This window comes from Kocuria sp. (genome assembly GCF_030530945.1).
Lineage (GTDB): Bacteria > Actinomycetota > Actinomycetes > Actinomycetales > Micrococcaceae > Kocuria.
This window is the reverse complement of record NZ_JAUMTZ010000006.1, coordinates 65,436-91,752: the sequence shown is the minus strand read 5'-3', so window position 1 is coordinate 91,752 and position 26,317 is coordinate 65,436. Positions and strand designations below refer to the sequence as shown.

Sequence of the window (26,317 nt, the reverse complement as noted above, 5' to 3'; positions counted from 1 at the left end):
GGCTCAGTAGTTCCAGTCCTGCAGGGCGTCGTTGACGTGCTGCGGGATGTTGGAACCGGTGCGCGGGTACATCCGCAGCTCCTCCAGGTAGTTCTGACCCGGCAGGCGCTGCTCGTAGCGCACGAACGCCTCCTCGTCCGAGTAGTCGAAGGAGACCTCCGGGGGAACACCCGGGCGGAAGCGGAACATCATGGCCAGCGGGGCGCCGGAGCCCTCCAGGTACGAGTCGTCCTTGAGCTCCTGGACGCGCAGCTGCTCCTCGGGGACCAGGTCGAACGTGGGGCGCTGGTCCCAGAAGCCGTTGAGGCGCACGTGCGTCAGGGCGTCGTAGTAGGTGCCCAGGGCGCGAACGCGGATCAGCACGGTGGAGACGTCCCGCGCGGTGCCCTCCGGGCCGAAGAGGTGGCGCTGCGCCTCCGCGAGCCGGGCGAGGACGTCACCGGTGGTCAGGACCAGGTTTCCCGGGGCGAGGGCGTCCTGGTCCAGCTCCTGCTGGGTCTGCGGAGCGCGGTAGGACGGCGAGACGTCCGTGGCCGTGGCCAGCTGCGGGGCGCTCGCAGGGTCGTCCTCGACGTCCCTTGCCGCGCCGGCGGTCCCGGAGGGAACCAGGGGGTCCACGGTCTCGGTGCCGAAGTCGGACTCGTCCACGTGGGCGGGCAGGTCCTGGGTCCCGTGGGAGTGCGCGGCGGAGTCCTCCGGGGTGGCGCCCGTGAGCGCCTGGGCGTCATGGGCGTCGGTGTCCACGGGGACGGCGGGATCCGCGACGGCGGGCTCGGCGGGTGCGGGCTCCATGACGGGCTGGCCGTTGTCAGCAGACTCGCGCGTCGGGGTCGCGGGGGCCGCCTCCACCACGACCGGGGCTGCGGCGCCGGTGCCGGCCACCACCTCACCGTCCTGGGCAGGACGGGCGGGCTGCTCGTCCGCGAGGCGCACGGCGTCATCGTCCGCACCGCGGGGTGCGTCGTCGGACGTCGGCGCCGCTCCGGTGGTGGGCGCGGCGTCCACGGGTGCCGCGTCCAGGGGCTGCGTCGTACCGGCCACGGCCTCGTCCGTCTCCGGACGCTCGGTGGCCGGGGCGGTCCCTGCGGGGGCGCGGTTCTCCGGGGCGCCGGACGTGCCGTGCCCCTCGTCCAGGCCCTGTCCCCCGGCGGTCCCGGCCTCGCGGGCGGCTGGGGCGGTGCCCGCGGCCGCAGTGCCAGCGGCCACGCCCGCGGTGCTCGCGCGGTGCTCCTCAGACTGCTCGGTCGCGTGCTGGGAGTCGGCGGGCTGCGCGTCGGCGAGCTGCTCGCCGCGGTGCTGCTCGGCGTCGGGCCTGGCGTCACCCTGCGCCGCCCGGAGGCCGTTCCCGGTGGGGGCGCCGCCCTGGGCGTAGTGCTCGGTGCGGGTCTCCCCGTTCGGGAAGTCGTACGTCACGGTGACCTCGCGGCGGCCCTCCTGCGCGGGGGACACCGACAGGTCCAGCTGCCGCCACGGCCCCACGGGCGTGCTCATGGCCTGGGTGTAGAGGTCCGCGACGTCGTCGAACAGGGGCGAGCCCTGGTCCACCGTGCCGTTCTCCACCTCGTCCTGGGCCTGGCCGACCGACTGGCGGGTCTGGTGGGTCATGATGTTCCCGGACTGCACCAGCGTGAGCCGGGCGCGGTCCGCACCGCGCGAGAGCAGAAGCTCCACGAGGTTGCGCAGCGCGCCGGTCTCGGGCAGCGGGGTGGCGTCCTGCTCCGGACGGCGGCGAGCGCCCTCCGGCGGGGTCGTCTCCGACGTGCCGCTCACGGGGCCGTTCTCCCCCGGCGTGCCCTGGGCGGGCGCGGATGCGGAGGCCGAGGGAGCGGGACCGGCCGAGGGCCGGGGCGTCGGGGTGTCGTGCTTGTTGCTGCGGAACAGATCTCTCAGACCCACGTGAGTGTTTCCCTTCGGGTGCCGGGCTCGGTGTCGTGGCCAGTATAGGCGGGGCACCCCCAGCCCTCCCCGCGGCCCCGGGTCCCGGGGCCGCCCAGGGCTCAGAGGTTCTGCGGCCCGAAGGCGTCCGGGAGCACCTGGTCCATGCTGCGCACGCCGCTCACCGTGAGCAGCTCCATGCCCGGGGCGCGGTGCTCGTAGAGCAGCTGACGACAGCGCCCGCACGGCATGAGCACCTCACCGTGGGCGTCCACGCACACGAACGCGGTGAGCTGCCCCCCACCGGACATGAACAGGGCGCTCACCAGGGAGCACTCGGCACACAGGGTCACGCCGTAGGAGGCGTTCTCGATGTTCGCCCCCGTGACCACGCGGCCGTCGTCCACGAGGGCCGCCGCGCCCACGGGAAAGTGCGAGTAGGGAGAGTAGGAGTGGGCGAGGGCCTCGGTGGCCGCGCGCTGCAGCGATCGCCACGTGCTCTCGTCCACGGGGTTCTGCGTGCTGGTCATGGTCGGTGCTCCGTTTCTCGGGCTGTCTCGTGGCTGGGGGCGGCACGCCGCGCGCCGGGCCGGTGGCGCCGTGCGCGGGGACCGGGAGTGCGGTGGCTGGGGGCGGTGGTCAGGAGGGCGCGGTGGCCGGGGCAGTGCGGGGCTCCGTGCCGCAGGGCTGCCCCGACGCCGCTCGGTCAGGGTTTGGGCGCGCTGCGGGACTGCACCGTGACCCTGCCGTCGACGATGTCCTGCTTCAGCTGCTGGACCTGCCTGTCCAGGTCCTCCCCCACCTCGTCCTGCTGGTCGTGGTACGGGGCCAGGCCTACACCCCCGTTCTGGAGGGTCCCCACGTACTTCGTGTTGTCGAACGAGCCGCCCGCGGCCTGGGTGACCACGTCCTCCACGGACCGGGCCACGTCCTTGAGCACGGAGGTGAGCAGGTACTGCCTGCCGGAGTCCAGGGTGTCGTAGCCGTCCGTGTCCGGCCAGATCAGCCGCACGGGATCGTCCCCGCCGTCCTTGTTGGCCTCGGTGACCGCGTCCGCGGTGCCCTGCGCGGCCTCTCCGGCCACCGGAAGCACCACGTCCGCGCCGTCGTCGACCAGGCTCCGGGTGACGGTCCTGGCCCTGGACGAGTCCTGGAAGGAGTTGAGGAACGTGCCCTTCCGGGAGCCCTTGTTCCAGCCGAGAACCTTCACGTCCTTCCTCTTCTTCTGGTTGTAGTGCTCCACGCCGTCCGCGAAGCCGTCCATGAACACGGTCACGGCAGGAATGTCCATGCCGCCGTAGGTGCCCACCCTCCCGGTCTTCGACGTCCCCGCCGCGAGGTACCCGGCGAGGAACGCGGCCTCGGCCGTGTTGTAGACGATCGGCTTGACGTTGTCTGCGGTGATGGAGCCGTCGTCCACGATCGCGAAGTGCCTGTCCGGATCGGCGGCGGCCGCCTTCCCGGTGGCGTCCGCGAGGAGGGAGCCCACGGAGACGGTCAGGGTGCATCCCCGCTGCACCATGGACGCGAGATTCGGCTCGAAATCGGTCTCGGACTGGGACTCGGCCTGTTCGACCTCGATGCCCTCGTGCTCCTCGGCCGCCTCGAGCCCGTCGTGGGCGCCCTGGTTGAACGAGCGGTCCTGGAAGCCGCCGGCGTCGGAGACGATGCAGCCCTTGAAGTCCGGGGCCTGGCTGCTGCTCTCCCCGGAGCCGCCCGGGGCGACGCCGCACCCGGCGAGCGCGAGACCGGTGATCCCGGCCAGCGCAAGGGCGCCGGGGCGGAGGAGGCGTCGAGTGGTCATGGGGTCCTCCGGTCGGTGGGACGGGGGCAGCGGGGCCCGTGCAGCGGGGCTCGGGCGGCCGGCAACGGCACGCGGGGACGCGCGACCGGCGCCCCGGCCGGGCGGCCGCCGCGCGGCGCGTCAGTCGGTCGCATCCCCTGTGTCGCGGGAGGCGTCGGCGAGCTCCCGGACCCGCAGGCGCACGGCGCGCAGGGCCGTGGAGGCCATGACCTGGACCCCGCACCGGATCGCCTCCTCCTGGGGGGCGTAGTCCGACTGGTGCAGGTCGTAGGTGCGCCCGCCGGGGGCCCGCGTGCCCAGACGCATCATGGCACCGGGCACCTGCTGGAGGAACCACGCGAAGTCCTCGCCGCCCATGGACTGCTCCACGAGCAGGATGCTGTCCTCGCCCAGCTCCGCACGGGCGGCGATCTCCAGCAGGGTGGTCTCCGTCTCGCCGTTGACCACCGGTGGCACGCCGCGGATGTGCTCGAGGTCCACGTTCACGCCGTAGGGTGCGGCCACCTGACCCACCACCTCGTCCAGCATCTCGCCGGCCCGGTACCACGCGTCCGCGTCCAGGCAGCGCATGGTCCCGGCCATGAACCCGGACATGGGAATCGCGTTGGGGGCCATCCCCGCGTGGATCTGCCCCCACACCACGGCCACGCCCGAGCGTGCGTCCACCCGGCGGGAGAGCACGGCCGGGACGTCGATCGCGATCTGGCTCATCGCGTAGACGAGGTCCTCGGTCAGGTGCGGCCGCGAGGTGTGCCCCCCGCGGCCGGAGAGCTCGATGCGGATGGTGTCCGAGGCGGAGGTGATGGCCCCGATCCGGGTGCCCACCTGGCCCACGTCCACCTTGGGCTCGCAGTGCAGGGCGAACATCCGTGGCACCCCGTCCAGCACGTTCTGCCTGATGATGCTGAGGGCGCCGCCGGGCAGCTTCTCCTCGGCGGGCTGGAACACGATGCGCACCGTGCCCGCGAACGGCGAGGAGCGGTGGAGGTCCGCGAGCACCCGGGCCACACCCAGCATCACCGTGGTGTGGATGTCGTGGCCGCACGCGTGCATCACGCCCTCGTTGATGGAGGCGTACTCCAGACCCGTGTCCTCCAGGATGGGCAGCGCGTCGATGTCCGCGCGCAGCCCCACCATGACCGGGCCGCGCCCCACGTCCACGTAGCAGCCGGTGCGCTCGAAGCGCACGGGCCGGAGCCCCGCGGACTCCAGCGCGTTCACGATCCGCTCCGTGGTGCGGTACTCCTCGTAGGACAGCTCGGGGTGGCGGTGCACGTCACGGCGGAACCGGACGAGGTCCGGGAGGTACTGGGCGAGCAGGGGCCCCACGGCCGGGGGCTGGCCCACGTCGTCGGAGGAGGGCAGCGGCAGATCCAACATGGGAGTCAGAGTACCGCCGCCCGGCCCGCACGACGCCGCACGCGGCCCCGGAGAGGACTCAGAGGACGTCCGTGTCCCCGCTGCGCTTGAGGGAGTCCACGGCGTTCTTCACGCGCTGGGCGTGCTCGGCGGTGGTGACCAGCAGGGCGTCGGGGGTGTCCACCACCACGATGTCCGCCACGCCGATCAGCGCGATCAGCCGCCCGGTGTCCGAGACCACGATGCCGGAGGACTCGTCCGCGAGCACCCTGTTGTTCTGCCCCAGGATGGAGACCTGCGAGTCCGTGTCCGGGTCCACCTTGTTCAACCGGTTGATCGCGGCGAAGTCCCCCACGTCCTCCCACGTGAAGTCCCCGGGGACCATGGCCACGGCACCGGCCGCGGCGGCGGGCTCGGCCACGGCGTAGTCGATGGCGGTCTTGGTCAGCGTGGGCCAGACCTCGTCCACCACGGCGTCACGCTCCGGGGTGTCCCACGCGTCCGCGATCCGGTCCAGGCCCCGGGCCAGCTCGGGCTCGCTCGCGCGCAGGTACTCGAGCATGAGCCCCACCGGGGCCACGAACATTCCGGCGTTCCAGGTGTAGCGCCCGCTGGCCACGTACTCGCGGGCGGTGGCCTCATCCGGCTTCTCCACGAACTGCTCCACCGCGAGCGCGTGCGGCGCCTCCGGCAGCCCCAGCGGCTCCCCCGCCTTGATGTAGCCGAAACCCGTGGCAGGGGACGACGGTGTGATCCCGATGGTCACGATCCGCCCGGTGTCCGCAGCCTGCACCGCCTCGCGCACCACCTCCTGGAACGCCGCCGCGGGCTCCACCACGTGGTCGGCGGCGAACGAGCCGATGATCGCCTCCGGGTCCCGGCGGGCAATCAGAGTGCACGCCAGTCCGATGGCCGCCGCCGAGTCCTTCGGGGACGGCTCCAGCACCAGGTCCGCGGCCGTGAGCTCCGGCAGCTGCTCCTGCACCGCCCCGGCGTGCGTGCGCCCGGTGACCACCATGATGGGGCCGTCGGTCAGCCCGGCCAGCCGGTCGTAGGTGGCGCGCAGCAGAGAGGAGCCGGAACCGGTGAGGTCCAGCAGGAACTTGGGCGCGTCCGCGCGGGAGAGGGGCCACAGCCGTGAGCCCACGCCGCCCGCCGGGATGAACGGATGGAATCGTTGCAATGGCGAAGTCACGACCGACAGTGTACGGGCCGCCCCGCGCGGACCCGCGGATCCCCCGCCTGTGACGTCCCCGGGAGCCGTCGAATTCCGGGGCGCCGCGGCGCGGTCACGGTTGGCGACACGTTGTCAGCAGACTCCCTGGAGGCTGGTATCTTGAGCGGGAAGTAACGCATCATCCATGACAGAGCCAGCCAGGGCTCCGCCATCGCCGTGCACCGGCGCGAGAACGCCACCACTGTTCACCGATCACCAGTGCGCACGACGACGAGCGACACAGGGAGGACATTCCGTGGCGAACTCATCCAGGGGCACCCTTTACCGCGGCCAGTACGGCATGTGGTCGTGGGTCGCCCACCGCATCACCGGCGTGGCCATCTTCTTCTTCTTGCTGGTCCACGTCCTCGACACGGCTCTCGTGCGTGTATCCCCCGAGGCCTACAACGCAGTGATTGCCACCTACAAGAACCCCATCATGGGCATGGGCGAGGCCGGCCTGGTGGCCGCCATCGTCTACCACGCCTTCAACGGCCTGCGCATCATCCTGATCGACTTCTGGAAGGGCGGGACCAAGCACCAGAAGAGCCTTCTCTGGGGCGTCCTCGGCCTCTGGGTCATCGTCATGATCCCGTTCCTCATCCGTCACCTGTCAGTCGTTTTCGGGGGTTGATACCGTGAGCACTCCTCTCAAGACCAAGATCCAAGTTCCCCGCAGCCGCGACCTCGAGGTGGACGGCGTCAAGTACAACCGCGCCGGCTCCTCCCGCAGCAGCTTCGAGATGTTCGCGTGGCTGTTCATGCGCATGTCCGGCATCGTGCTCATCGTGCTGGTCTTCGGCCACCTCTTCGTCAACCTCATGGTGGGAGACGGCGTCCACGCCGTGGACTTCGGCTTCGTGGGTGGCAAGTGGGCCAACCCGTTCTGGCAGGTCTGGGACCTGGTCATGCTGTGGCTGGCCATGCTCCACGGCACCAACGGCATCCGCACCATCATCGACGACTACGCCGGGCGCAGCACCACGCGCTTCTGGCTCAAGGTCCTGCTCTGCGTGGCCTCGGCGTTCGTCATCCTCCTGGGCACCATGGTGATCTTCACCTTCGAGCCCTGCCCCGCGGGCGCCGACCCCTCCCTGCTGGCGTCCTTCTGCTCCGCGCGATGACCCGGTGGACGGTGGGGCCCGCGGGCCCCACCGTTCGTCGTCTTCTCCGGTCCGCGACGGGGACCCGAACTCCTCTCACTCACCCACGTAGAAAGAACATCTGGTATGCAGGTTCACAAGTACGATGTGGTAATCGTCGGCGCCGGTGGCGCCGGCATGCGTGCCGCCATTGAGTCCGGTCAGCGCGCGCGCACTGCCGTACTGACCAAGCTCTACCCCACCCGGTCCCACACGGGTGCCGCCCAGGGCGGCATGTGCGCCGCCCTCGCCAACGTCGAGGAAGACAACTGGGAGTGGCACACGTTCGACACCGTCAAGGGCGGTGACTACCTGGTGGACCAGGACGCCGCCGAGGTGATGGCCAAGGAGGCCATCGACGCGGTCCTGGACCTGGAGCACATGGGGCTGCCGTTCAACCGCACCCCCGAGGGCAAGATCGACCAGCGACGCTTCGGCGGGCACACCCGCGACCACGGCAAGAACCCCGTGCGCCGCGCGTGCTACGCCGCCGACCGCACCGGCCACATGATCCTGCAGACCCTCTACCAGACGTGCATCAAGCACAACGTGGAGTTCTTCAACGAGTACTACGTCCTGGACCTGATCATGGTGGACACCCCCGAGGGACGGCGTCCCGCGGGCGTGGTCTCCTACGAGCTGGCCACGGGCGAGCTGCACGTGTTCCAGGCCAAGTCCGTGGTCTTCGCCTCCGGCGGCGCGGGCAAGGTCTTCAAGACCACCTCCAACGCCCACACCCTCACCGGTGACGGCATGGCCATCGCGTTCCGCAACGGCCTGCCCCTGGAGGACATGGAGTTCGTGCAGTTCCACCCGACAGGCCTGGCCGGTCTGGGCATCCTCGTCTCGGAGGCGGCCCGCGGTGAGGGCGGCATCCTGCGCAACTCGGAGGGTGAGCGCTTCATGGAGCGCTACGCCCCCACCATCAAGGACCTGGCCCCCCGAGACATCGTGGCCCGGTCCATGGCCAACGAGGTCCGCGAGGGCCGCGGCTGCGGGCCCAACAAGGACTACGTCCTGCTGGACCTCACCCACCTGGAGCCCGCGCACATCGACGCCAAGCTCCCGGACATCACGGAGTTCGCCCGCACCTACCTGGGTGTGGAGCCCTACACCGAGCCCGTGCCCGTGTTCCCCACGGCGCACTACTGCATGGGTGGCATCCCCACCGACATCAAGGGCGAGGTGTTCCAGGACTCCGAGACCACCATCCCCGGGCTGTACGCCGCCGGTGAGGTGGCCTGTGTGTCCGTGCACGGCTCCAACCGTCTGGGCACCAACTCCCTGCTGGACATCAACGTGTTCGGCAAGCGCTCCGGCGTGTACGCCGCGGAGTACGCGCAGACCGCGGAGTTCCTGCCCGTCCCGGACGACGCCACCGCGCGCACCGAGGCGCTGCTGGACAACGCCCGCAGCCCGCACGGCAACGAGAAGGTGGCCGCGATCCGCAAGGACCTGCAGGACACCATGGACCTGAACATGCAGGTGTTCCGCACCGCGGAGACCATCCAGAAGGCGCTCGACGACATCGCCGCCCTGGAGGAGCGCTACGCGAACATCTCCATCCAGGACCAGGGCAAGCGCTTCAACCTGGACCTGCTGGAGGCCGTGGAGCTGGGCTTCCTGCTGGAGCTTGCCAAGGTGATGTCCGTGGCCGCCCTGCACCGCGAGGAGTCCCGCGGTGGCCACTTCCGCGAGGACTTCCCCAACCGTGACGACGAGAACTTCATGGTCCACTCCATGGTGTACGAGGACCCGTCGTCGCCCACCGCGGGCATCCGGCAGGAGACCAAGCCGGTGATCATGACCCGCTACGAGCCGATGGAGCGTAAGTACTGATGTCCACAGCAGTCACCGAGAACCAGAACCAGGACGCTCAGCAGACCGCCGACGAGGGCGGGGAGAGCATCCCCACGTACGACGTGGTGCTCCAGGTCCGCCGCTACGACCCCGAGTTCGAGACCGAGGCCCACTGGGACGAGTGGAAGCTCACCATGTACGGCACGGACCGTGTGCTGGACGCCCTGCACAAGGTCAAGTGGGAGCTGGACGGCTCGCTGTCCTTCCGACGCTCGTGCGCCCACGGCGTGTGCGGCTCGGACGCCATGCGCATCAACGGCCGCAACCGGCTGGCCTGCAAGACCCTGCTCAAGGACCTGGACCTGTCCAAGCCCATCACGGTGGAGCCCATCAAGGGCCTGCCGTGCGAGAAGGACCTGATCGTGGACATGGAGCCGTTCTTCCAGTCCTACCGCGAGATCATGCCGTTCCTGGTGAACGAGGACCACACCCCCACCGGGGAGCGGTACCAGTCCCAGGAGGACCGCGCGCGCTTCGACGACACCACCAAGTGCATCCTGTGCGCGGCGTGCACGTCCTCGTGCCCCGTGTTCTGGACGGACGGGCAGTACTTCGGCCCGGCGGCGATCGTGAACGCCCACCGGTTCATCTTCGACTCCCGCGACCAGGCGGGTGACATGCGCCTGGAGATCCTCAACGACAAGGAGGGTGTGTGGCGCTGCCGCACCACCTTCAACTGCACCGAGGCATGCCCCCGTGGCATCCAGGTGACCAAGGCCATCGCCGAGGTCAAGAAGGCGGTGTTCGCCGCCGCCGTGTGACCACGGCCTGAGCACCACCGCGGCCCCCGGAACACAAACCCGGGTACGGGGGCGCGGGGATGTCATGGGTCGGGGTGCTGGGGGTCGCCGGACCCGTCGCCCCGGCGGGGGCAGCGGATGGCGGGCTGCGCGTCCGCCCCGCGAGCGGCGTCGGGCAGGGCCGAGGTGGGGACCACCGTGACGGCGCGGTCCTCGCGCTCGGGCTGGGCCCTCGCTCCCCGGATGTCGGCCTGGACCACGGCACCGGTCGCGGCGGCCAGCAGCAGGATCTGCCCGTAGAGGTTGAACCACAGCAGCACACCCACCAGCACGGCCACGGAGAGCAGGTAGGGGTTGCCGGAGGCGCCTCCGATCACCGAGCTGCCGCCGTAGCGCAGGGCCTGCGAACCCACCGCCCCCACGAGGACCGTGGCGGCGAGCGCCCTGCGGTGGAGCTTCAGCTGCGCGACCCCCCGGACCAGGGCGAGACTGGTGAGGCAGTCCACCACCAGGCCCACCGCGAACGTGAACGCGGACCGCCCGCCGCCGTCCAGCCAGGGCTGCACGCGGGTGAGTCCGATGTCCCCGAGCCACCCCACCACGCCGTCCACGGCGCCCGAGGCCACCACGCTGACCGTGGCCGAGACGAGGAGCAGCAGGCCGACCACCACGAGCCACAGGAGGTCGCGGGGCACGGCAGCCATGGGGATTCCTGGCGCCGGGGGCAGCTCGAACATCCGGCGGGTGGCCAGGCGGACTCCCGCGACCCAGCGCCAGGCCGTGAAGAGCAGCACCGCGCCGGCCACGGTGGAGGCCACCGAGAACGGGCCCGTGTCCTCGAGCAGCGACAGGGGGATCACTCCCCCGGTGCCGTCGCCCACGTCCAGCAGCCCAGGGATGTTCGCCACGACCCCCGCCACGAGACTCTGCTGCAGCGGTGAGTTCGTGCCCAGGAACGTGGCCAGGCCGGAGAAGAAGATGACGAGCAGGGCGGTGGAGGCGAACAGCAGCTGGTAGGCCATGCCCGCCGCCATGAGCGGACCGCCGTGGAACATGTAGTGGGCCACCACGCGCGCGGGGAACAGGGCCATGAATCGGGCGAAGACCCACGCGAAGAAGGCGCCCACACGCTGCCCCGCGGGAGCCTCCTGCGCGGCCAGTTCGCGCCGCGCAGCGCGCAGCCGCCGGTGCTCGGCGACGAGCCCGGCCCGGTCCGTGAGCGAGGGGACCACCGGGGGCGGGTCAGTGCGGGCCATGGCCACCGGCGGGCAGTCCCAAGGGGATGTGCTCGCGCAGGTCCCAGGATCCGTCGTGAGCGCACTCGTAGAGGTGCACCCCGTCCACCAGGAAGCCAGCGCGGTAGGTGCGCAACGTCTCCTGCGCCCGGTCCAGCGTCTCCTGGCTGCCGCCGTGGGCGAGAGTCACGTGCGGGTGGTAGTCGAACGGGGAGGCGGACTCCACACTGCGGGCGTGCAGCATCTGGTGCAGGGTCACGCACTGCTGGTGACCGCGGCCCACCCGCAGGTACACCACCGGGGTGACGGGGCGGAACGTGCCCGTGCCGCTGAGCTGCACGTGGAAGGGCTCGCACCGGGCGGCCACGTCCCGCACGTGGGCGGAGAGCTGCTCCCAGTTGCGCTCAACGGGGGAGATCATGAGGGTGATGTGAGCGGGAACGGTCCTCGCCCGGGGGTCCCCGAAGGACTCCCGCCAGTCCCGCAGCTCCTGGGCCGTCGGTTCGGGGAGCGGGATGACCACCCCGGCGTAGGTCCGCCCCGGGCGCAGGGTGGGGGAAGCGCAGTTCTCGCTCACGCGCCCCTCCTCCCCTCGACCGGGACCCACACTAGCCCACCGGTGTGACGCCCGGCACAGCGGTTCATCGTGCGGGCAGGAAGCCCATGCGGTCGTAGACCTGCGCGAGGGTGTCGGCGGCGATCTCCCGGCCCTTCTGCGCGCCCCGGGCGAGCAGGCGGTCCAGCTCGGCGGGGTCGTCCAGGAGCTCCTGTGCCCGCTGCTGGATGGGTTCCAGCGTCTGCGAGACCACCTCGGCGAGGTCCACCTTGAGGTGGCCGTACATCTTGCCCTCGTACTGCTCTTCCAGCTCGGCCACCGGGGTGCCGGTGAGGGAGGAGTAGATGGTCAGCAGGTTGGAGACCCCGGGCTTGCCCTGGCGGTCGAAGCGGACCTCGGTGCCGTCGTCCGTGACCGCGGACTTGATCTTCTTGGCGTTGACCTTGGCCGGGTCCAGCAGCCGGACGAGCCCCGCGTCCGAGGGAGCGGACTTGGACATCTTGGCCGTGGGGTTCTGCAGGTCGTACACCTTGGCGGAGTTCTCCAGGATCTTGGCGTCCGGGACCGCGAAGGTCTCCCCGAAGCGGGAGTTGAAGCGCTGCGCGAGGGTGCGGGTCAGCTCCAGGTGCTGGCGCTGGTCCTCCCCCACCGGGACCTGGTTGGCCTGGTACACCAGGATGTCCGCAGCCATGAGCACGGGGTAGGTGAACAGGCCCACCGTGGTGTTCTCCGCGCCCTGTTTCAGGGACTTGTCCTTGAACTGGGTCATCCGGGCGGCCTCGCCGTAGCCGGTGATGCAGTTGAGCACCCATGCGAGCTGCGTGTGCTCCGGCACCTGGGACTGGATGAGCAGGGTGGAGCGCTCGGGGTCGATCCCGGCGGCGATGTACTGCGCCGCGGTCACGCGGGTGCGTTCCTGCATGCTCGCGGGATCCTGTCCCGTGGTGATCGAGTGCAGGTCCGCCACGAAGAACACGCAGTCGTTCTCCCGCTGCATGTCCACCCAGTTGCGCAGGGCTCCCACGTAGTTGCCCAGGTGCAGGGAGTCCGCGGAGGGCTGGACGCCGGACACCACGCGGGGGGTCGAGGTCCTGGGGGTGCTCTGTTCGCTCACGGTGGCAGTCTTCTTTCGGTGCTGGCGGCCCGGTGCGGGCCGCACGGTGCGGGTACGGGGTCTGGCCGCGCGCTCAGTCCAGGCGGTAGTCCACGACGAGCGGGGCGTGGTCGGAGAAGCGGGTGTCGTAGCTCCCCGCGCGGTCCACGGTGGCGCTCTCGGCACGCGCCGCGAGGCCGGGGGTGGCCATGTGGTAGTCGATGCGCCACCCGGCGTCCGTGTCGAACGCCTTGCCGCGGTAGGACCACCACGTGTAGGGCCCGGCAACGTCCCCGGCGAGGGCGCGGGCCACGTCCACGTACCCCACGTCCCCGAAGAAACGGTCGAAGTAGGCGCGCTCCTCGGGGAGGAAACCCGCGTTCTTCACGTTGCCCTTCCAGTTCTTGATGTCGCGCTCGGTGTGACCCACGTTCAGGTCTCCCACCACCAGGGCGTGGTCGCTCCCGGAGGCCAGCTGCGGCAGCCGGGTGAGCATGGCGTCCATGAAGCGGTACTTGTCCGCCTGCTTGGGCGTGTCCACCTCACCGGAGTGCACGTAGGCGGAGACCAGCGTGAGCGTCTCGCCGTTCGGCAGGGTGACGTCGTTCTCGATCCACCGCCCGGCGTGGTCGAAGTAGTCCTCCCCGATGCCCACGCGGGAGGCGGTAGGCAGCAGCGCGCCCTCGAAGGCGTCCCGCCGCGTGGCGATGGCCACGCCCGCGCGCCCCTTGGCGGCGGCCTCGGCGTGGCGAATGTCCCAGACGTCCTCGTCCAGCAGCTCACGGGTGATCTTGTCCGGCGCGCGCACCTCCTGCAGGCACAGCAGGTCCACCCCGCGCGGGGCGAGCCAGTCGGCCATGCCGCGGCGGTAGGCCGCGCGGATGCCGTTCACGTTCACCGTGGCGATGCGTACGCTCTGCCGGGGCTGCGTCATCTGCGGGTGTCTCCTCGTTCGTCTGCGGTCCGTGCCGTGGGCCTCCGTCGTTCCCCGACGACGCCGCACGGCCCCTGGCGCTGTCAGTCCACCACGGTACCGCTGACCGGGGTTCCGGAGTCCCGGAGGCTGCGCAGTCCGTTGGCGGCGGTCATGTCGATGGTCTCCAGGGCGCGGCTGATCTGCTCGGGCTCGGGCTCGGGCGAGGACAGCTGCTCCTTGACCACCGAGGACTGCACCAGGATCACCTGCATGCCGTGGGCGAGCTTCTCGTCCCGCAGGGACTGGCCGGGACCCGCGGGGGCCGCTGGCGCCCTACCCTGCTGCGCCTGGAACTGCTCCTGCGCCTGGCGCACCTGCTCACGCCCGAAGGCCGCGGCCCTGCGCACCATGGACAGCGCCCACACGGCCAGCATGAGCCAGCCCAGCGCGATCCCCGCGAGGATCCAGCCGAGCAGCGAGTTGGCGTGCGCGGCCTGCAGCAGCGCCACCGCGAACACGACCACCAGCACGGCCAGCCCGATCAGGGTCCCCCACAGCGCGGTGCGACCCGAACGGGGGGTCTCAGTGGCGTCGGCGGGACGGGGGGACGAGGATCCGATCGGCTGCATGGGCCCATTGTCTCAAACCCCGCCGGGCGCGCCGAATCGACGCCGACCCCGGGCCGCACCGCACGGACCGCCCCGGGACGACGAAGCCGCCCGGTCCTCTCCCACGGGAGGGGACCGGGCGGCGTCGTGCGCGTGCGCTGGGAGTCACTCCGTGTGCGCGGCCTGCCGTTCGCAGGACTCCACCACGTTGACCAGCAGCATGGCGCGCGTCATGGGCCCCACGCCCCCGGGGTTCGGGGACATCCAGGAGGCGCGCTCGGCGGCGGCGGGGTCGATGTCCCCGGTGAGCTTCCCCTTGCCCGTCTCCGGGTCCGGGACGCGCGAGACGCCCACGTCCAGCAGCACGGCCCCGGGCTTGACCTGCTCCGCGGTGACCATGTGGGGACGGCCCGCGGCCGCCACCACCACGTCCGCCTGCCCCAGCAGCTCCGGCAGGTTCGTGGTGCCGGTGTGGGCAAGGGTCACGGTCGCGTTGATCTCCCTGCGGGTGAGCAGCAGACCGATGGGGCGCCCCACGGTCACGCCGCGGCCGACCACCAGCACGTGACGTCCCGCCAGCTCCACGCCGTGGCGGGAGAGCAGCTCCACGATCCCGTTGGGCGTACACGGCAGCGGGGAGGTCATCTCCCCGTTGACGTTGAGCACCAGCCGCCCCAGGTTGGTGGGGTGCAGCCCGTCCGCGTCCTTGGCGGGGTCTATCCGCTCCAGGACGGCGTTCGTGTCCATGTGCGCGGGCAGGGGCAGCTGCACGATGTAGCCGGTGCACCGGGGGTCCTCGTTGAGCTCGTCGATGACGCGCTCGAGCTCCTCCTGGGAGGCGTCCTCCGGCAGCTCACGGCGGATGGACGCGATGCCCACCTGCTCGCAGTCCCGGTGCTTGCCCGCCACGTAGGAGCGGGACCCGGGGTCGTCGCCCACGAGCACGGTCCCCAGTCCGGGGACCACGCCCTGCTCGCGCAGGCGGGAGACGCGCTCGGTGAGCTCGGACTTGATCTGTGCGGCGGTGGCCCTGCCGTCAAGTGTGCGTGCCGTCATACTCACCACTCCTCGAGGCCGGGGTACAGGGGGAACTGCTCGGTCAGCGCGTCCACACGGGAGCGCAGGGCCGGGACGTCCGCGCCCGGCTTGAGCGCCTCGGCGATGACGTCCGCGACCTCCGTGAACTCCTCCGCACCGAAGCCGCGGGTGGCCAGGGCCGGGGTCCCGATGCGCAGCCCGGAGGTCACCATGGGCGGACGCGGGTCCCACGGCACCGCGTTGCGGTTCACCGTGATCCCCGCCTGGTGCAGCAGGTCCTCGGCCTGCTTGCCGTCCAGCTCGGAGTCGCGCAGGTCCACGAGGGTGAGGTGCACGTCCGTGCCACCCGTGAGCACGGACACCCCGTGCTCGGCGACGTCCGGGGAGTTCAGCCGCTCGGCCAGGATCTGGGCGCCCTCGACGGTGCGCTGCTGGCGCTCGCGGAACTCCTCGGACGCGGCGATCTTGAACGCCACGGCCTTGCCCGCGATCGCGTGCATGAGGGGCCCGCCCTGCTGGCCCGGGAACACGGCGGAGTCGATCTTCTTCTTCAGGTCCGCCTCGCACAGGATCACGCCGGAGCGGGGCCCTGCGAGGGTCTTGTGCACCGTGGAGGTGGTCACGTGCGCGTGGGGCACGGGGTTGGGGTGCAGCCCGGCGGCCACGAGGCCCGCGAAGTGGGCCATGTCCACCCACAGCTTGGCGCCCACCTCGTCCGCGATGGAGCGGAACGCCTCGAAGTCCAGCTGGCGCGAGTAGGCGGACCAGCCGGCCACGATCACGGAGGGGCGGGCCTCCAGCGCGGTCTCCCGCACCTTGTCCATGTCGATCCGGTAGCTCTGCGGGTCCACCTCGTACGCGGCGATGTTGTAGAGCTTGCCGGACACGTTGATCTTCATCCCGTGGGTGAGGTGACCGCCGTGGGCCAGGGAGAGGCCCATGAGGGTGTCACCGGGCTGCATCAGGGCGGCCATCACCGCGGTGTTGGCCTGCGCACCCGAGTGGGGCTGCACGTTCGCGTGGTCGGCGCCGAACAGTTCGCAGGCACGGTCGCGGGCGAGGTTCTCCACAACGTCCACGTACTCGCAGCCGCCGTAGTAGCGCCGCCCGGGGTAGCCCTCCGCGTACTTGTTGGTCAGCACGGAGCCCTGCGCCTCGAGCACGGCGCGCGGGGCGAAGTTCTCGGACGCGATCATCTCAAGGGTGGAGCGCTGGCGCCCCAGTTCGTCCTGGATGGCCCGGGCGACGTCCGGGTCCACCTCCGACAGCGGCTGATTGGTCACGGCTGGCGCCTGGTTGTCCGACATGCTCCACCTTCTTTGTCCACGACAGGGTCCGCTCCAGCATATCCGGGCACGTGGCCGCCGTGTCCCCTGGGTCACACGACCCGCCGTCGTGCCAGCCGCCCGGGGACCCGCGCACTTCCCGCGGTGTGGTGGGCCGTGAACGAATGAGGGTAACGTGTGTGCCCGAACATCACGCGCGTCCTGGACGCGCCGCCGAAGCGCCGCTGGGCCACCGTCGTCCCCGATGAGAGCGCGCACCCGCACCGTTCCCGTTCCAGGTCCTCGTCCCCAGCTCTAGGAGATCCCGCGCTGTGAACGTTCTTCCCACCGCCCCGTTCACCACTGCCATGCCCCACGTCTCGGACGGGCACGCGCCCTCGGAGCCCGTGGACGTGCTGCGCACCCGCTACGGCGCCGTCGTCTTCGACATGGACGGCGTGGTCACGGACACCGCCGGCGTGCACGCCCGGGCCTGGAAGAGGCTGTTCGACCAGCTGCTCGCGGACCCGCGCCTCGAACCCGTCGAGGAGGGGGTGGCCGTGGAGCGCGGTCCCTTCGACCCGGGCAGCGAGTACCGCACCTACGTGGACGGGCGACGCCGCGAGGACGGCGTCCGCGCCCTGCTTGCCGCGCGCGGTGCGGCCCTGCCCGAGGCCGAGGACCCGGAGAGCGCCCAACCGGGTGACTGGACGGTCCAGGGCCAGGCCGCGGCCAAGGACGGCTACTTCCACGAGGAGCTCGCCACGCAGGGCGTGCGCGTCTTCGACGGCACCGTGGCGCTGATCGAGCGGCTGCGTGAGGGCGGCGTGCCCGTGGGCCTGGTGACCGCGAGCCGCAACAGCGCCGTGGTGCTCGCCGCCGCGGGGCTGCAGGACGCCTTCGACCGGATCGTGGACGGCAACTGGGCCGCCGAGCACGGACTGCCGGGCAAACCGGCCCCGGACACCTTCCTCGAGTGCGCCCGACTGCTGGGCGTGGAGCCGCGGGACGCCGTCGTGGTGGAGGACGCCGTGGCCGGTGTGCAGGCCGGGGCCGCGGGCGGCTTCGGTCTCGTGGTGGGCGTGAACCGGGACGGCGCTCGGGAGCGGCTCTACCGCGCCGGCGCCCACACGGTCCTCAACGACGTCGGCGAGCTGGACCTCGGCGCGCACCGCGACGACCCGTGGAAGCTCGTCTTCGACGGCTTCGACCCCGCCACCGAGTCCCGCCGTGAGGCACTGCTGACCCTCGCGAACGGGTACATGGGCGTGCGCGGTGCGGCGTGCGAGTTCCCCGGCAACAGCGTGCACTACCCCGGGACCTACCTGGCCGGTGTCTTCAACCGGGTGCTGAGCCACGTCAACGGGCGGGACGTGGAGCACGAGTCCATGGTCAACGCGCCCAACTGGCTGCACCTGGACCTGCGCTTCTCCGGCGGCCGCTGGTGGTCCGAGGGGGGTCTGCGACCCTCCGAGGAGCGGGTGGAGCTGGACCTGCGCCGGGGGCTGCTGACCCGCACCCTCGTGCTGAGCGACGTCGAGGCCGACCCCCAGTCGGACGAGCCCGCCCGCGAGCTGGAGGTCGAGCAGCGCCGCCTGGTCTCCCTGCGCCACCGCCACGTGGGCGCCCAGGAGACCCGGGTGCGCTCCCGCGGCTACAGCGGACGCCTGCATGTGCGCACGGGGGTGGACCCCGCGGTGACCAACAGCGGCGTGGCCGAGTACCGCGAGCTCAACTCCCACCACCTCGCCCTGCTGGACTCCACCACCCTGCCGGACGAGCACGAGACGCTGCTGTCCCTGGTGCGCACCTCGCAGTCCAAGATCGAGATCGCCATGGCCCAGCGCACGCGGATCGAGTCCGACGCCCCGGTGACCGAGCGCCGCGAGGTCCGCCCTGGTGGCATCGAGTTCCGCCGCCACACGGTGCAGATCGCCCCGGAGCAGCCGGTCCTCGTGGACAGCACCACCGCCGTGGTCACGAGCCGCGACGCCGCCATCGGCTCCCCGCGCGAGGGCGCCCTCGCCGAGCTGAACCGCACCCCGTTCGGTGTGCGCAACCTGCTCGCGTCCCACGAGATCGAGTGGGCGCGGCTGTGGGACCGCTACGAGGTCACGCTGGAGTCCGCGGAGGACACCCCGGAGCACCGCAGCACGCAGCTCGCCGTGCGCACTCACCTCTTCCACGCCGCGCAGACCCTGGCCCCGCACCTGTCCCTGCGCGACGCCGGGGTCCCCGCCCGGGGGCTGCACGGCGAGGGCTACCGCGGGCACATCTTCTGGGACGAGCTGTTCATCCTCCCGGTCATCAACATGCGCCAGCCGCACGTGACCCGCTCCCTGCTGTCCTACCGCTGGCGCCGCCTGGCCATGGCCCAGCAGCGGGCGCAGGAGATGGGCCTGTACGGGGCGGCGTTCCCGTGGCAGTCCGGCTCCGACGGCCGCGAGGAGACCCCGCCCGAGCTCTACAACCACCACTCCCGCCGCTGGTTGCCGGACAACTCCTGGCGCCAGTTCCACGTGGGCCTGGCGATCGCCTACAACGCGTGGGTGTACTACGAGTCCACCGGGGACGTCGACTGGCTCTCCGGGCAGGGCACGGAGCTGATCGTGGGCATCACCCGCCTGTTCGCGTCCCTCACCGAGTACGACTCCCACGACGGCAAGTTCCACATCGCCGGCGTCATGGGTCCTGACGAGTACCACGACGGTCCCGCGGGCCAGCACGGCGGCGGGCTGAAGGACAACGCCTACACCAACGTCCTGGCGTCCTGGCTGTTCCGCCACTCCGCGCACATCTTCACCGACATGGTGGAGCACCAGCGCGAGGACTTGGAGTCGAGGTTCGAGATCTCGCCGCAGGAGGTCCAGACCTGGCTCAACATGTCGGAGAACATGTACGTGCCGTTCAACGCGGACGGCACGATCGCCCAGTTCGAGGGCTACGACCAGCTCGCCGAGCTGGACTGGGACTTCTACCGCAGCAAGTACCGCAACATCGGCCGCCTGGACCTCCTCCTCGAGAACGAGGGGGACATGACCAACAACTACAAGCTCACCAAGCAGGCGGACACCATCATGCTGGTGTACCTGCTGGGTCCGGAGGGCGTGATCGAGGAGCTCGCGCGCATGGGCTACACCGTGGACATGGACGCCGTGCAGCGCACCGTGGACCACTACATCGCCCGTTCCTCCAACGGCTCGTCCCTGTCCCGCGTGGTCAACGCGGCCGTGCTCGCGTGGCTGGACCCGGACCGCTCGTGGGGCTCCTTCCAGGACGCGCTGATGATCGACCTGGACGACACCCAGGGCGGGACCACGGGCGAGGGAATCCACCTGGGTGCCATGGCCGGTTCCGTGGACGTGGTCACCCGCGCCTACGCGGGACTGCGGGTGCGCGGTCAGTGGCTCGAGTTCCAGCCCGCGCTGCCGCGCGAGCTGGACGCCGTGGACTTCACCGTCCTGTACTGCGGCCAGGTCATCGAGGTCTCCCTGGACCACGACATCCTGGAGCTGGAGGGGAGCTCGGTCAACGCAGCGCCCGTCACCATCCACGTCAACGACGCGGAGTACGTGCTCAAGGGCGGCCAGAAGATCTCCGTGGCCCTGCGCCACCGCGCCTCCCGCCGCCCGGAGAAGGCCATGGCGGCCCTGCGGCGCCGCTCCATCTCGGACGCCGGGCAGCAGTGACCCCGCGGGGTCCGCGCTCCGCCGCGGGCCCGGCTCACTAGACTGTGGCCCATGACACAGCAGAGCTGCACGCCCGCCTCCCCCGGCCCCCTCGTCCTGCCCTACGGCCAGCAGCGCCCCGCGATTGCCGAGACCGCGTTCGTGGCACCGAACGCCACCGTGGTGGGGGACGTGTCGGTGGGACCCGGCGCGGGGATCTTCTACGGCGCCGTGCTGCGCGGGGACCGCTCCCCGCTGCGCGTGGGGGCTGACTCCAACCTGCAGGACAACGTGACGGTGCACTCGGATCCGGAGCACCCCGTGGCGATCGGCGAACGGGTCAGCGTGGGCCACGGGGCCGTGGTCCACGGGTGCGTCCTGGAGGACGACGTCCTGGTGGGCATGAACGCCACCGTGCTCAACGGTGCCGTGGTGGGCAGCGGCAGCCTGGTGGCCGCCGGTGCGGTGGTGCTGGAGGGCACGGTGGTGCCTCCCGGATCCCTGGTGGCCGGGGTGCCGGGCACAGTCCGGCGGGAGCTCTCGGTCGAGGAGCGGCACGCGGTCAGCCGCAACGCCCAGAACTACATCGAGCTCTCCCGGGAGCACCGCTCGCTGAACTCCTGAGCGTCCGCGGAACGGCGCCCCGCCGCGTCACGGACCCGCGCGCACGAGGACGGCCCGGGCCCCCGCGAGGGTCCGGGCCGTCGTCGTGCGCGGGAGCGCGGCAGGCGATCAGTGGAAGAAGTGCCGCGCGCCCGTGAGGTACATGGTCACGCCGGCGGCCTTCGCGGCCTCGACGACCTCCTCGTCACGGATCGAGCCGCCGGGCTGGACCACGGCGCGCACGCCCGCGTCCAGCAGCACCTGCAGCCCGTCCGCGAACGGGAAGAACGCGTCCGACGCCGCCACGGCACCGCGCGCGCGCTCGGCGCCGTCCTCCGCGAGCGTGTTGGCGCGCTCCACGGACAGCCGGCAGGAGTCCACCCGGTTGACCTGACCCATCCCGATGCCCACGGACGCGCCGTCGTGCGCCAGGAGGATCGCGTTGGACTTCACCGCGCGCAGCGAGCGCCACGCGAACTCGAGGTCCGCGAGGGTTGCCTCGTCCGCGGCGTCGCCGGAGACGAGCGTCCAGTTCGCGGGGTCGTCGCCCTCGGCGTCGAGGCGGTCGGCCTGCTGGAACAGGGCGCCGCCGGAGACGCCCCGGTACTCCAGGGGATCCCGCTCGAAGCCCTCGGGCAGCGCGAGCAGCCGGATGTTCTTCTTGGCCTGCAGGATCTCCAGCGCCTCGGACTCGAAGCCGGGGGCCACGACCACCTCGGTGAAGATGGGCTTGAGGTTGCGGGCCATCTCGGCAGTGACCTGCCGGTTCGCGGCCACCACTCCCCCGTAGGCGGAGAGCGGGTCGCACGCGTGGGCCTTGAGGTGGGCGTCCGCAATGGGGTCGGCGGCGCCGGGGGTGGCCACGGCCACCCCGCACGGGTTGTTGTGCTTGACCACGGCCACGGCCGGCTGGTCGTAGTCGAAGGCCGCGCGCAGGGCGGCGTCCGCGTCCACGTAGTTGTTGTAGGACATGGCCTTGCCGTGCAGCTGCTCGGCCTGGGCGATGCCGGGCGCGGCGGCGTCGTTCGTGTAGAGGGCGGCCTTCTGGTGGGGGTTCTCGCCGTAGCGCAGGGACTCCGCGCGCTGGAACGCGAGGCCGGCGTAGGGCGGCCAGAAGTTCGCGTCCGGGTCCTGCTCGAACTGCTGGGCGGTCCAGGTGGCCACCGCGGTGTCGTACGCGGCGGTGTGGGCGAACGCGGCCGCGGCCAGCTTCTGGCGCGCCGCGAGGTCGTAGCCGCCCTCCTGCGCGGCGCGGACGACGTCCGGGTACCCCGCCGGGTCCACCACGACCGAGACGGCCGCGTGGTTCTTCGCGGCGGCGCGCACCATGGACGGGCCACCGATGTCGATCTGCTCCACCACGGCGTCCCGGCCGGCGCCGGAGCGGACCGTCTCCTGGAACGGGTAGAGGTTCACGACCACCAGGTCGAAGGGCTCGATCTCCAGCTCGCGCAGCTGGTCCAGGTGGTCCTGCTTGCGGCGGTCCGCCAGGATCCCGGCGTGGACGCGCGGGTGCAGGGTCTTGACCCGGCCGTCCAGGCACTCCTGGAAGCCGGTCACCTCGGACACCTCGGTCACGGGGACCCCGGCGCCCTGGATGGTCTTCGCCGTGGAGCCGGTGGAGACGATCGCCACCCCCGCCTCGTGCAGGCCGCGGGCGAGGTCCTCCAGGCCGGTCTTGTCGTACACGGAGATCAGGGCGCGCTTGAGCGGCACGCGGTTCGGGTCGGAAGTGTTCACGGACTCTCCTGGGAGGTGCGGGGACGGTGCGGTGCGCGCCGTGCGGGGACGTCCGCCGGGCGACCCGGGTGCCCGGGCGGCCGCGGCGTCCCGGTGCGGTGTCCCCGTGCTGCGGCCCGCTGCGGATTCCCGGCGGGGCTGCGGCACGTGGGACGCCGGCCGGCGCCCGGTCCAGTCTACGGCCGCGCTCCCCCGGGCCCGGCCGTGCCCGGCTCAGACCCGGCTGAGGTGGTCGAGGGTGTCCACGAGCAGCTGCCGCTCGGCGGTCTTGATCCGCTCGTGCAGGGACTCCTGGGTGTCCTCCAGCTCCACGGGCACCGCCACCTGGGCCAGCACGGGGCCCGCGTCCACGTCCGGGACGACCACGTGCACGGTGGCGCCGGTGATCTTCACCCCATGGGCCAGGGCGTCGCGGACCGCGTGGGCACCGGGGAAGGCCGGCAGAAGGGAGGGGTGGGTGTTGATGATCAGACCCGGGAACGCGGCCACGAAGTCCGCGTCCACGATCCGCATGAAGCCCGCGAAGACCACGCGGTCCGGTTGGTAGGAGGCCACCTGGCGCTCCAGGGCGCGGTTCCACCCCGGCCGGTCCGGGTGGTCGGAGGGCGGAACCACGAACGTCTCGATGCCCGCCGTCTCGGCGCGGCGCAGCCCCTCGCAGGGGCGGTCGGCCCCCACCGCCGCGATCTCCAGGGGAGTGTCCCCCCGGTGCAGGGTGTCGATCATTGCCTGCAGATTCGTGCCGGAACCGGATACCAGGACCACTACGCGCATGGGCCCATGCTACCGGGGCCGGTGGAGCGCGCCCGGCCCGGCTCCCCGGGGCCGCTCGCCTAGAGTGGATCCCATGCAGGATTCCCGCGACCGGTCCACGCCGCCCCACGAGACGCCGCCCCGCGCACCGCGCCCCGGGAGGACGCCCGGGGACGACTCCGCCCGGCTCCGGTTCGCGGCCCTGGGCGCCGGTCTGGCGGTGCTCGCCTCGGCGCTGATCACCGGCGAGGCGATCGCAACCGCCGTGGGTGTGGCCCTGGCACTGGCCGGAGTGGTCATGGGCATCATCACCCTTGTGCGTTCCCGCGGCTCGTCCGCCCGCGGGCTGCTCATCGCGCTCGGGGTGGTCGCGGTCCTGTGGGGCGCGCTCAACGCGGTGAGCGGGGGCAGCCGACTGGTCGTGTGGCCCGCCACCCAGGCCTACCAGGAGTGCACCGAGCAGGCGCTCACGCTCTCCTCCCAGCAGACGTGCCGGCAGCAGCTGAACGACAACGTGTGGAACCACTTCGCGGGCCGTCCTCTGGAGACCGGAGCACCCGCCACGAGCCCCTCCCCGGAGGGGTCCGCCGCGGCCACCGCCTCCCCGGCCGCGAGCCCCTCGGCCACGGCGAGCACCCCGCCGTCCCCGGGCGCCTCGGGCTCGGCGTCCCCCAGCACCACCGAGGCAACGCCCACGGCAGACGCCACCACCCCCGCGCCCTGACGCCCGGCACCCGCCACCGCGGCTGACCCGGCGCCGCCGTCACCGGATCAGCCGGTGGTTCGGGGCACCGGTGCCGGTGGCCGGACACCACGAGCGGCCGTCAGCGCTCGTTCTCGCGGTCCAGCGCCGCGAGCCGGGCCGCCTTGCGCTTCGCGGAGCGCCGCTGCCTGGCCTCCTCACGGCGGGAGAGACCCGGCCGCCCCGACCCGGAGGCCCCAGCGCCGCGGACCACCGCGGACGAGCCCGCTCGCCGCTCCGGGCGCGGTGCGGAACGGGCCGTGTCCGGCGCGGGCGACGCCGCGGCGTCGCCCTGCCGGGTCCGCACCGCCCCGCCGCGGGAGCGGTCGGACGTGGTCTCCTCCCGGTCCTCTCGGGCCGCAGGGGCGCGCGCCGGGTCCTTCGGGACCTCCGTACGGGACAGCCAGGCTGGCACCCGGCGAGGCCGCCCGGCGGCGTCCCCGGCGGAAACCTGCTCCGTCAGGTCCCGCACCGCGGGTTCCCCTGTTGCGGACTTGTGCACCTCGGGGCTCTGCACCGCGTGGTGCTGACGCGCACCGTCCGGAGCCGGGGACGTCACGACCGGGCGGGCCCGCTCGGCCACCGGTCCCTGCTCCGGGTGGCCGGCAGCGGCGTCGTGGTCGTCGCGGGAGCGGTACCCCTCGCGCTCCAGCCAGGGACCGAGCACGTAGCCCACGGCGGCGCCCACCGCGAGCTCCGCACCGAGCCACAGGAAGACGGTCCCGGCGTGCGGACCGACGTCCGTGAGACGGCCGATGCCCAGTGAACCGTGGGAGAGCCAGACCAGCAGGGACGCCAGACCGGAGCCCACGGCGGCGATGAGCACCACCGTGACCAGCGTGGAGACCAGGAACGTGAACCACCGCAGGGGCAGGCGGATGGCCATCCAGTCGTCCAGGTGGTTCTCGCCCTCGCGGCAGAACCACCACCCCGCGAGCAGACCGGCGAGCACCGGCAGCGCGAGGACTGCGGGCGCGAACGCCCACGGGTCCCCGGTGGGCAGTGCGGCGAGCGCGGGGAACTGCGGGAGCGGTCCGAGGGTCGTGTGGAAGGGGGAGGTGAGGGTTCCGGCACCCACCGAGAACCCGGCGCCCGTGGCCCACGCGAGGGCCCAGAGGACCATGTTGGGCAGCAGCCCGAGCTGCATGGCGGTCAGTGCGGTGTCCCCGGCGGCGCCCGTGCCGAGGTCCTGGTGGACGGCGATGATCCGGTCCCAGTTCGCCACGAAGGCCACGGTGAGCAGGAGGGCGCCCCCGGCCACGGCGGTGACGGCGGCGAGGAAGCCCGCACGCAGCACGGCCCACACGTAGGAGCCCGCCCAGCGGGAGTACTGGCTGGTGCGCTGCAGCCAGGAGGCGGCGTCCGTCCCGAGCACCGCGGCCAGGGAGCGGGAGACGCTCCAGCCGCCCACCAGCGTGCCCAGCCCCACGGGCAGCAGCGAGCACAGCGCGGCGGCGGGCAGGTCCACCGAGACCTGGTCCGTGCGGCAGGCCCAGGCCACGGCCGCGGCGAAGACCGCGTAGGCGGCCATGCCCGTGAAGAACGGCAGCAGGAACTGCCCGCGCCAGCAGGCCCGGGCGATCCTGCGCCCGGCGACGACCGCGAGGCCGAACGGGATCAGGGTGAGCCCCAGGGGCACGAGGTTCACGGTCTCCGGGCCCGGCAGGGACAGCCCCTCGACGGCGTGGACGGTGACCGGGGCACCGTGGGCGAGCAGCCACCCCAGCCCGGCCAGGCGCAGGCTCCCGCCCGCGCCGAGGGTCGCGAAACCGCCGGCGGCCCACACGGCCCCCAGCAGCAGCGCCCCGAGCACGAGGCCCACCACGGCCACCGCGAGCAGCTCCAGGACGCCCTGGAGCGCGAGGGGCATGGGCAGCCCGGCCGCGTCCTGGCGGGTCTCACGGGGGAGGTCGGCGTCCGTCGCGGCGGAGGAGCCGCGAGCTCGCCATCGGTCACGTACGCCCGAGATCGCGCCGGGCACTGAGGGGAGTTTCATCACGTTCATCTTTCCACGTCCACCGCGGTGCCACCCGCACCGGAGTTCGCCGGGACTTCACCGCGCCGACACCCGCGGGTGGGCTGCCCGTGACACCCGGGGCGCACG

General features: G+C 72.0%; 22 protein-coding genes. 7 read left to right on the top strand and 15 right to left on the bottom strand.

Translation table 11 applies throughout. The features are described 5' to 3' along the window. Positions 1-3 precede the first annotated feature (3 nt). The 5 genes from Q4A22_RS07395 to Q4A22_RS07375 all read right to left on the bottom strand — a co-directional run bounded on the left by Q4A22_RS07395 (position 4) and on the right by Q4A22_RS07375 (position 6,233). Entirely contained in the window at positions 4-1,896 is a 1,893-nt protein-coding gene (locus tag Q4A22_RS07395; RefSeq protein ID WP_303178185.1) for a hypothetical protein, read from the bottom strand. Positions 1,897-1,997: 101 nt separating this feature from the next. Next, positions 1,998-2,405 (bottom strand): cytidine deaminase, encoded by a 408-nt coding sequence (locus Q4A22_RS07390; protein WP_303178183.1) that lies wholly within the window; start codon positions 2,403-2,405, stop codon positions 1,998-2,000. Between the two features lie 176 nt (positions 2,406-2,581). Beyond that, complete coding sequence (locus Q4A22_RS07385) at positions 2,582-3,679, bottom strand: BMP family protein (RefSeq protein WP_303178181.1); 1,098 nt, start codon at positions 3,677-3,679, stop codon at positions 2,582-2,584. 120 nt (positions 3,680-3,799) lie between these two features. After that, complete coding sequence (locus Q4A22_RS07380) at positions 3,800-5,059, bottom strand: amidohydrolase (protein WP_303178179.1); 1,260 nt, start codon at positions 5,057-5,059, stop codon at positions 3,800-3,802. A gap of 58 nt (positions 5,060-5,117) precedes the next feature. Next, entirely contained in the window at positions 5,118-6,233 is a 1,116-nt protein-coding gene (locus tag Q4A22_RS07375) for a mannose-1-phosphate guanylyltransferase (protein WP_303178176.1), read from the bottom strand. 277 nt (positions 6,234-6,510) lie between these two features. Between Q4A22_RS07375 and sdhC the strand changes: the two genes are divergently transcribed. The 4 genes from sdhC (at position 6,511) to Q4A22_RS07355 (ending at position 10,017) form a co-directional block, all read left to right on the top strand. Then, a complete protein-coding gene (gene sdhC, locus Q4A22_RS07370; RefSeq protein WP_303178174.1) occupies positions 6,511-6,888 on the top strand; it encodes a succinate dehydrogenase, cytochrome b556 subunit in 378 nt (125 codons plus the stop codon). Positions 6,889-6,892: 4 nt separating this feature from the next. Continuing rightward, positions 6,893-7,378, top strand: coding sequence for a succinate dehydrogenase hydrophobic membrane anchor subunit (locus Q4A22_RS07365; RefSeq protein WP_303178173.1), 486 nt, complete (start codon positions 6,893-6,895; stop codon positions 7,376-7,378). Positions 7,379-7,483: 105 nt separating this feature from the next. Further along, positions 7,484-9,235, top strand: a complete 1,752-nt coding sequence (gene sdhA / locus Q4A22_RS07360; protein WP_303178171.1) for a succinate dehydrogenase flavoprotein subunit — start codon at positions 7,484-7,486, stop codon at positions 9,233-9,235. Beyond that, a complete protein-coding gene (locus Q4A22_RS07355) occupies positions 9,235-10,017 on the top strand; it encodes a succinate dehydrogenase iron-sulfur subunit (protein ID WP_303178169.1) in 783 nt (260 codons plus the stop codon). The genes sdhA and Q4A22_RS07355 overlap by 1 nt, the downstream gene beginning before the upstream one ends. A 62-nt stretch (positions 10,018-10,079) precedes the next feature. Here Q4A22_RS07355 and Q4A22_RS07350 read toward each other — a convergent pair whose 3' ends face one another. From Q4A22_RS07350 to glyA, 7 genes are all read right to left on the bottom strand, one after another. Next, positions 10,080-11,252: a YhjD/YihY/BrkB family envelope integrity protein gene (locus Q4A22_RS07350; RefSeq protein ID WP_303178167.1), complete on the bottom strand. Its 1,173-nt coding sequence runs from the start codon at positions 11,250-11,252 to the stop codon at positions 10,080-10,082. After that, the gene (locus tag Q4A22_RS07345) at positions 11,239-11,808 is read right to left on the bottom strand and encodes a 2'-5' RNA ligase family protein (RefSeq protein WP_303178165.1); all 570 of its coding nucleotides are present in this window, start codon (positions 11,806-11,808) and stop codon (positions 11,239-11,241) included. The genes Q4A22_RS07350 and Q4A22_RS07345 overlap by 14 nt, the downstream gene beginning before the upstream one ends. Before the next feature lie 64 nt (positions 11,809-11,872). Then, positions 11,873-12,901, bottom strand: coding sequence for a tryptophan--tRNA ligase (gene trpS / locus Q4A22_RS07340; protein ID WP_303178163.1), 1,029 nt, complete (start codon positions 12,899-12,901; stop codon positions 11,873-11,875). 73 nt (positions 12,902-12,974) lie between these two features. Next, positions 12,975-13,814, bottom strand: a complete 840-nt coding sequence (locus Q4A22_RS07335; RefSeq protein WP_303178160.1) for an exodeoxyribonuclease III — start codon at positions 13,812-13,814, stop codon at positions 12,975-12,977. A gap of 83 nt (positions 13,815-13,897) precedes the next feature. Beyond that, the gene (locus Q4A22_RS07330; RefSeq protein WP_303178159.1) at positions 13,898-14,425 is read right to left on the bottom strand and encodes a hypothetical protein; all 528 of its coding nucleotides are present in this window, start codon (positions 14,423-14,425) and stop codon (positions 13,898-13,900) included. 144 nt (positions 14,426-14,569) lie between these two features. After that, the gene (locus Q4A22_RS07325) at positions 14,570-15,460 is read right to left on the bottom strand and encodes a bifunctional methylenetetrahydrofolate dehydrogenase/methenyltetrahydrofolate cyclohydrolase (RefSeq protein WP_303178157.1); all 891 of its coding nucleotides are present in this window, start codon (positions 15,458-15,460) and stop codon (positions 14,570-14,572) included. Positions 15,461-15,462: 2 nt separating this feature from the next. Next, complete coding sequence (glyA, locus tag Q4A22_RS07320) at positions 15,463-16,749, bottom strand: serine hydroxymethyltransferase (RefSeq protein ID WP_303178155.1); 1,287 nt, start codon at positions 16,747-16,749, stop codon at positions 15,463-15,465. A gap of 290 nt (positions 16,750-17,039) precedes the next feature. Between glyA and Q4A22_RS07315 the strand changes: the two genes are divergently transcribed. Both Q4A22_RS07315 and Q4A22_RS07310 read left to right on the top strand, forming a co-directional pair. Further along, positions 17,040-20,396 carry a beta-phosphoglucomutase family hydrolase gene (locus Q4A22_RS07315; protein ID WP_303178153.1) on the top strand — a complete coding sequence of 1,119 codons (3,357 nt, stop codon included), beginning with the start codon at positions 17,040-17,042 and terminating at the stop codon, positions 20,394-20,396. Between the two features lie 51 nt (positions 20,397-20,447). After that, positions 20,448-20,999, top strand: a complete 552-nt coding sequence (locus Q4A22_RS07310; protein WP_303178150.1) for a gamma carbonic anhydrase family protein — start codon at positions 20,448-20,450, stop codon at positions 20,997-20,999. 108 nt (positions 21,000-21,107) lie between these two features. Here Q4A22_RS07310 and purH read toward each other — a convergent pair whose 3' ends face one another. Together purH and purN are read right to left on the bottom strand one after the other, a co-directional pair. After that, positions 21,108-22,718, bottom strand: coding sequence for a bifunctional phosphoribosylaminoimidazolecarboxamide formyltransferase/IMP cyclohydrolase (gene purH, locus Q4A22_RS07305; RefSeq protein WP_303178148.1), 1,611 nt, complete (start codon positions 22,716-22,718; stop codon positions 21,108-21,110). A gap of 213 nt (positions 22,719-22,931) precedes the next feature. After that, a complete protein-coding gene (purN, locus tag Q4A22_RS07300) occupies positions 22,932-23,492 on the bottom strand; it encodes a phosphoribosylglycinamide formyltransferase (RefSeq protein WP_303178147.1) in 561 nt (186 codons plus the stop codon). Positions 23,493-23,565: 73 nt separating this feature from the next. Here purN and Q4A22_RS07295 point away from each other — a divergent pair, with 73 nt between their 5' ends. Then, positions 23,566-24,195, top strand: a complete 630-nt coding sequence (locus Q4A22_RS07295) for a DUF308 domain-containing protein (protein WP_303178145.1) — start codon at positions 23,566-23,568, stop codon at positions 24,193-24,195. Positions 24,196-24,295: 100 nt separating this feature from the next. Here the strand turns inward: Q4A22_RS07295 and Q4A22_RS07290 are convergent, their stop codons facing one another. Next, positions 24,296-26,209, bottom strand: a complete 1,914-nt coding sequence (locus Q4A22_RS07290; RefSeq protein ID WP_303178144.1) for a DUF6350 family protein — start codon at positions 26,207-26,209, stop codon at positions 24,296-24,298. Between the last annotated feature and the right edge of the window lie 108 nt (positions 26,210-26,317).

What these genes read in the sequence shown, in the direction of transcription:
- Q4A22_RS07390 (WP_303178183.1), bottom strand. Translation starts at nt 2,405, where the DNA reads ATGACCAGCACGCAGAACCCCGTGGACGAGAGCACGTGGCGATCGCTG.
- Q4A22_RS07385 (WP_303178181.1), bottom strand. Translation starts at nt 3,679, where the DNA reads ATGACCACTCGACGCCTCCTCCGCCCCGGCGCCCTTGCGCTGGCCGGG.
- Q4A22_RS07380 (WP_303178179.1), bottom strand. Translation starts at nt 5,059, where the DNA reads ATGTTGGATCTGCCGCTGCCCTCCTCCGACGACGTGGGCCAGCCCCCG.
- sdhA (WP_303178171.1), top strand. Translation starts at nt 7,484, where the DNA reads ATGCAGGTTCACAAGTACGATGTGGTAATCGTCGGCGCCGGTGGCGCC.
- Q4A22_RS07355 (WP_303178169.1), top strand. Translation starts at nt 9,235, where the DNA reads ATGTCCACAGCAGTCACCGAGAACCAGAACCAGGACGCTCAGCAGACC.
- Q4A22_RS07350 (WP_303178167.1), bottom strand. Translation starts at nt 11,252, where the DNA reads ATGGCCCGCACTGACCCGCCCCCGGTGGTCCCCTCGCTCACGGACCGG.
- Q4A22_RS07335 (WP_303178160.1), bottom strand. Translation starts at nt 13,814, where the DNA reads ATGACGCAGCCCCGGCAGAGCGTACGCATCGCCACGGTGAACGTGAAC.
- Q4A22_RS07330 (WP_303178159.1), bottom strand. Translation starts at nt 14,425, where the DNA reads ATGCAGCCGATCGGATCCTCGTCCCCCCGTCCCGCCGACGCCACTGAG.
- Q4A22_RS07325 (WP_303178157.1), bottom strand. Translation starts at nt 15,460, where the DNA reads ATGACGGCACGCACACTTGACGGCAGGGCCACCGCCGCACAGATCAAG.
- glyA (WP_303178155.1), bottom strand. Translation starts at nt 16,749, where the DNA reads ATGTCGGACAACCAGGCGCCAGCCGTGACCAATCAGCCGCTGTCGGAG.
- Q4A22_RS07310 (WP_303178150.1), top strand. Translation starts at nt 20,448, where the DNA reads ATGACACAGCAGAGCTGCACGCCCGCCTCCCCCGGCCCCCTCGTCCTG.
- purN (WP_303178147.1), bottom strand. Translation starts at nt 23,492, where the DNA reads ATGCGCGTAGTGGTCCTGGTATCCGGTTCCGGCACGAATCTGCAGGCA.
- Q4A22_RS07295 (WP_303178145.1), top strand. Translation starts at nt 23,566, where the DNA reads ATGCAGGATTCCCGCGACCGGTCCACGCCGCCCCACGAGACGCCGCCC.
- Q4A22_RS07290 (WP_303178144.1), bottom strand. Translation starts at nt 26,209, where the DNA reads ATGAAACTCCCCTCAGTGCCCGGCGCGATCTCGGGCGTACGTGACCGA.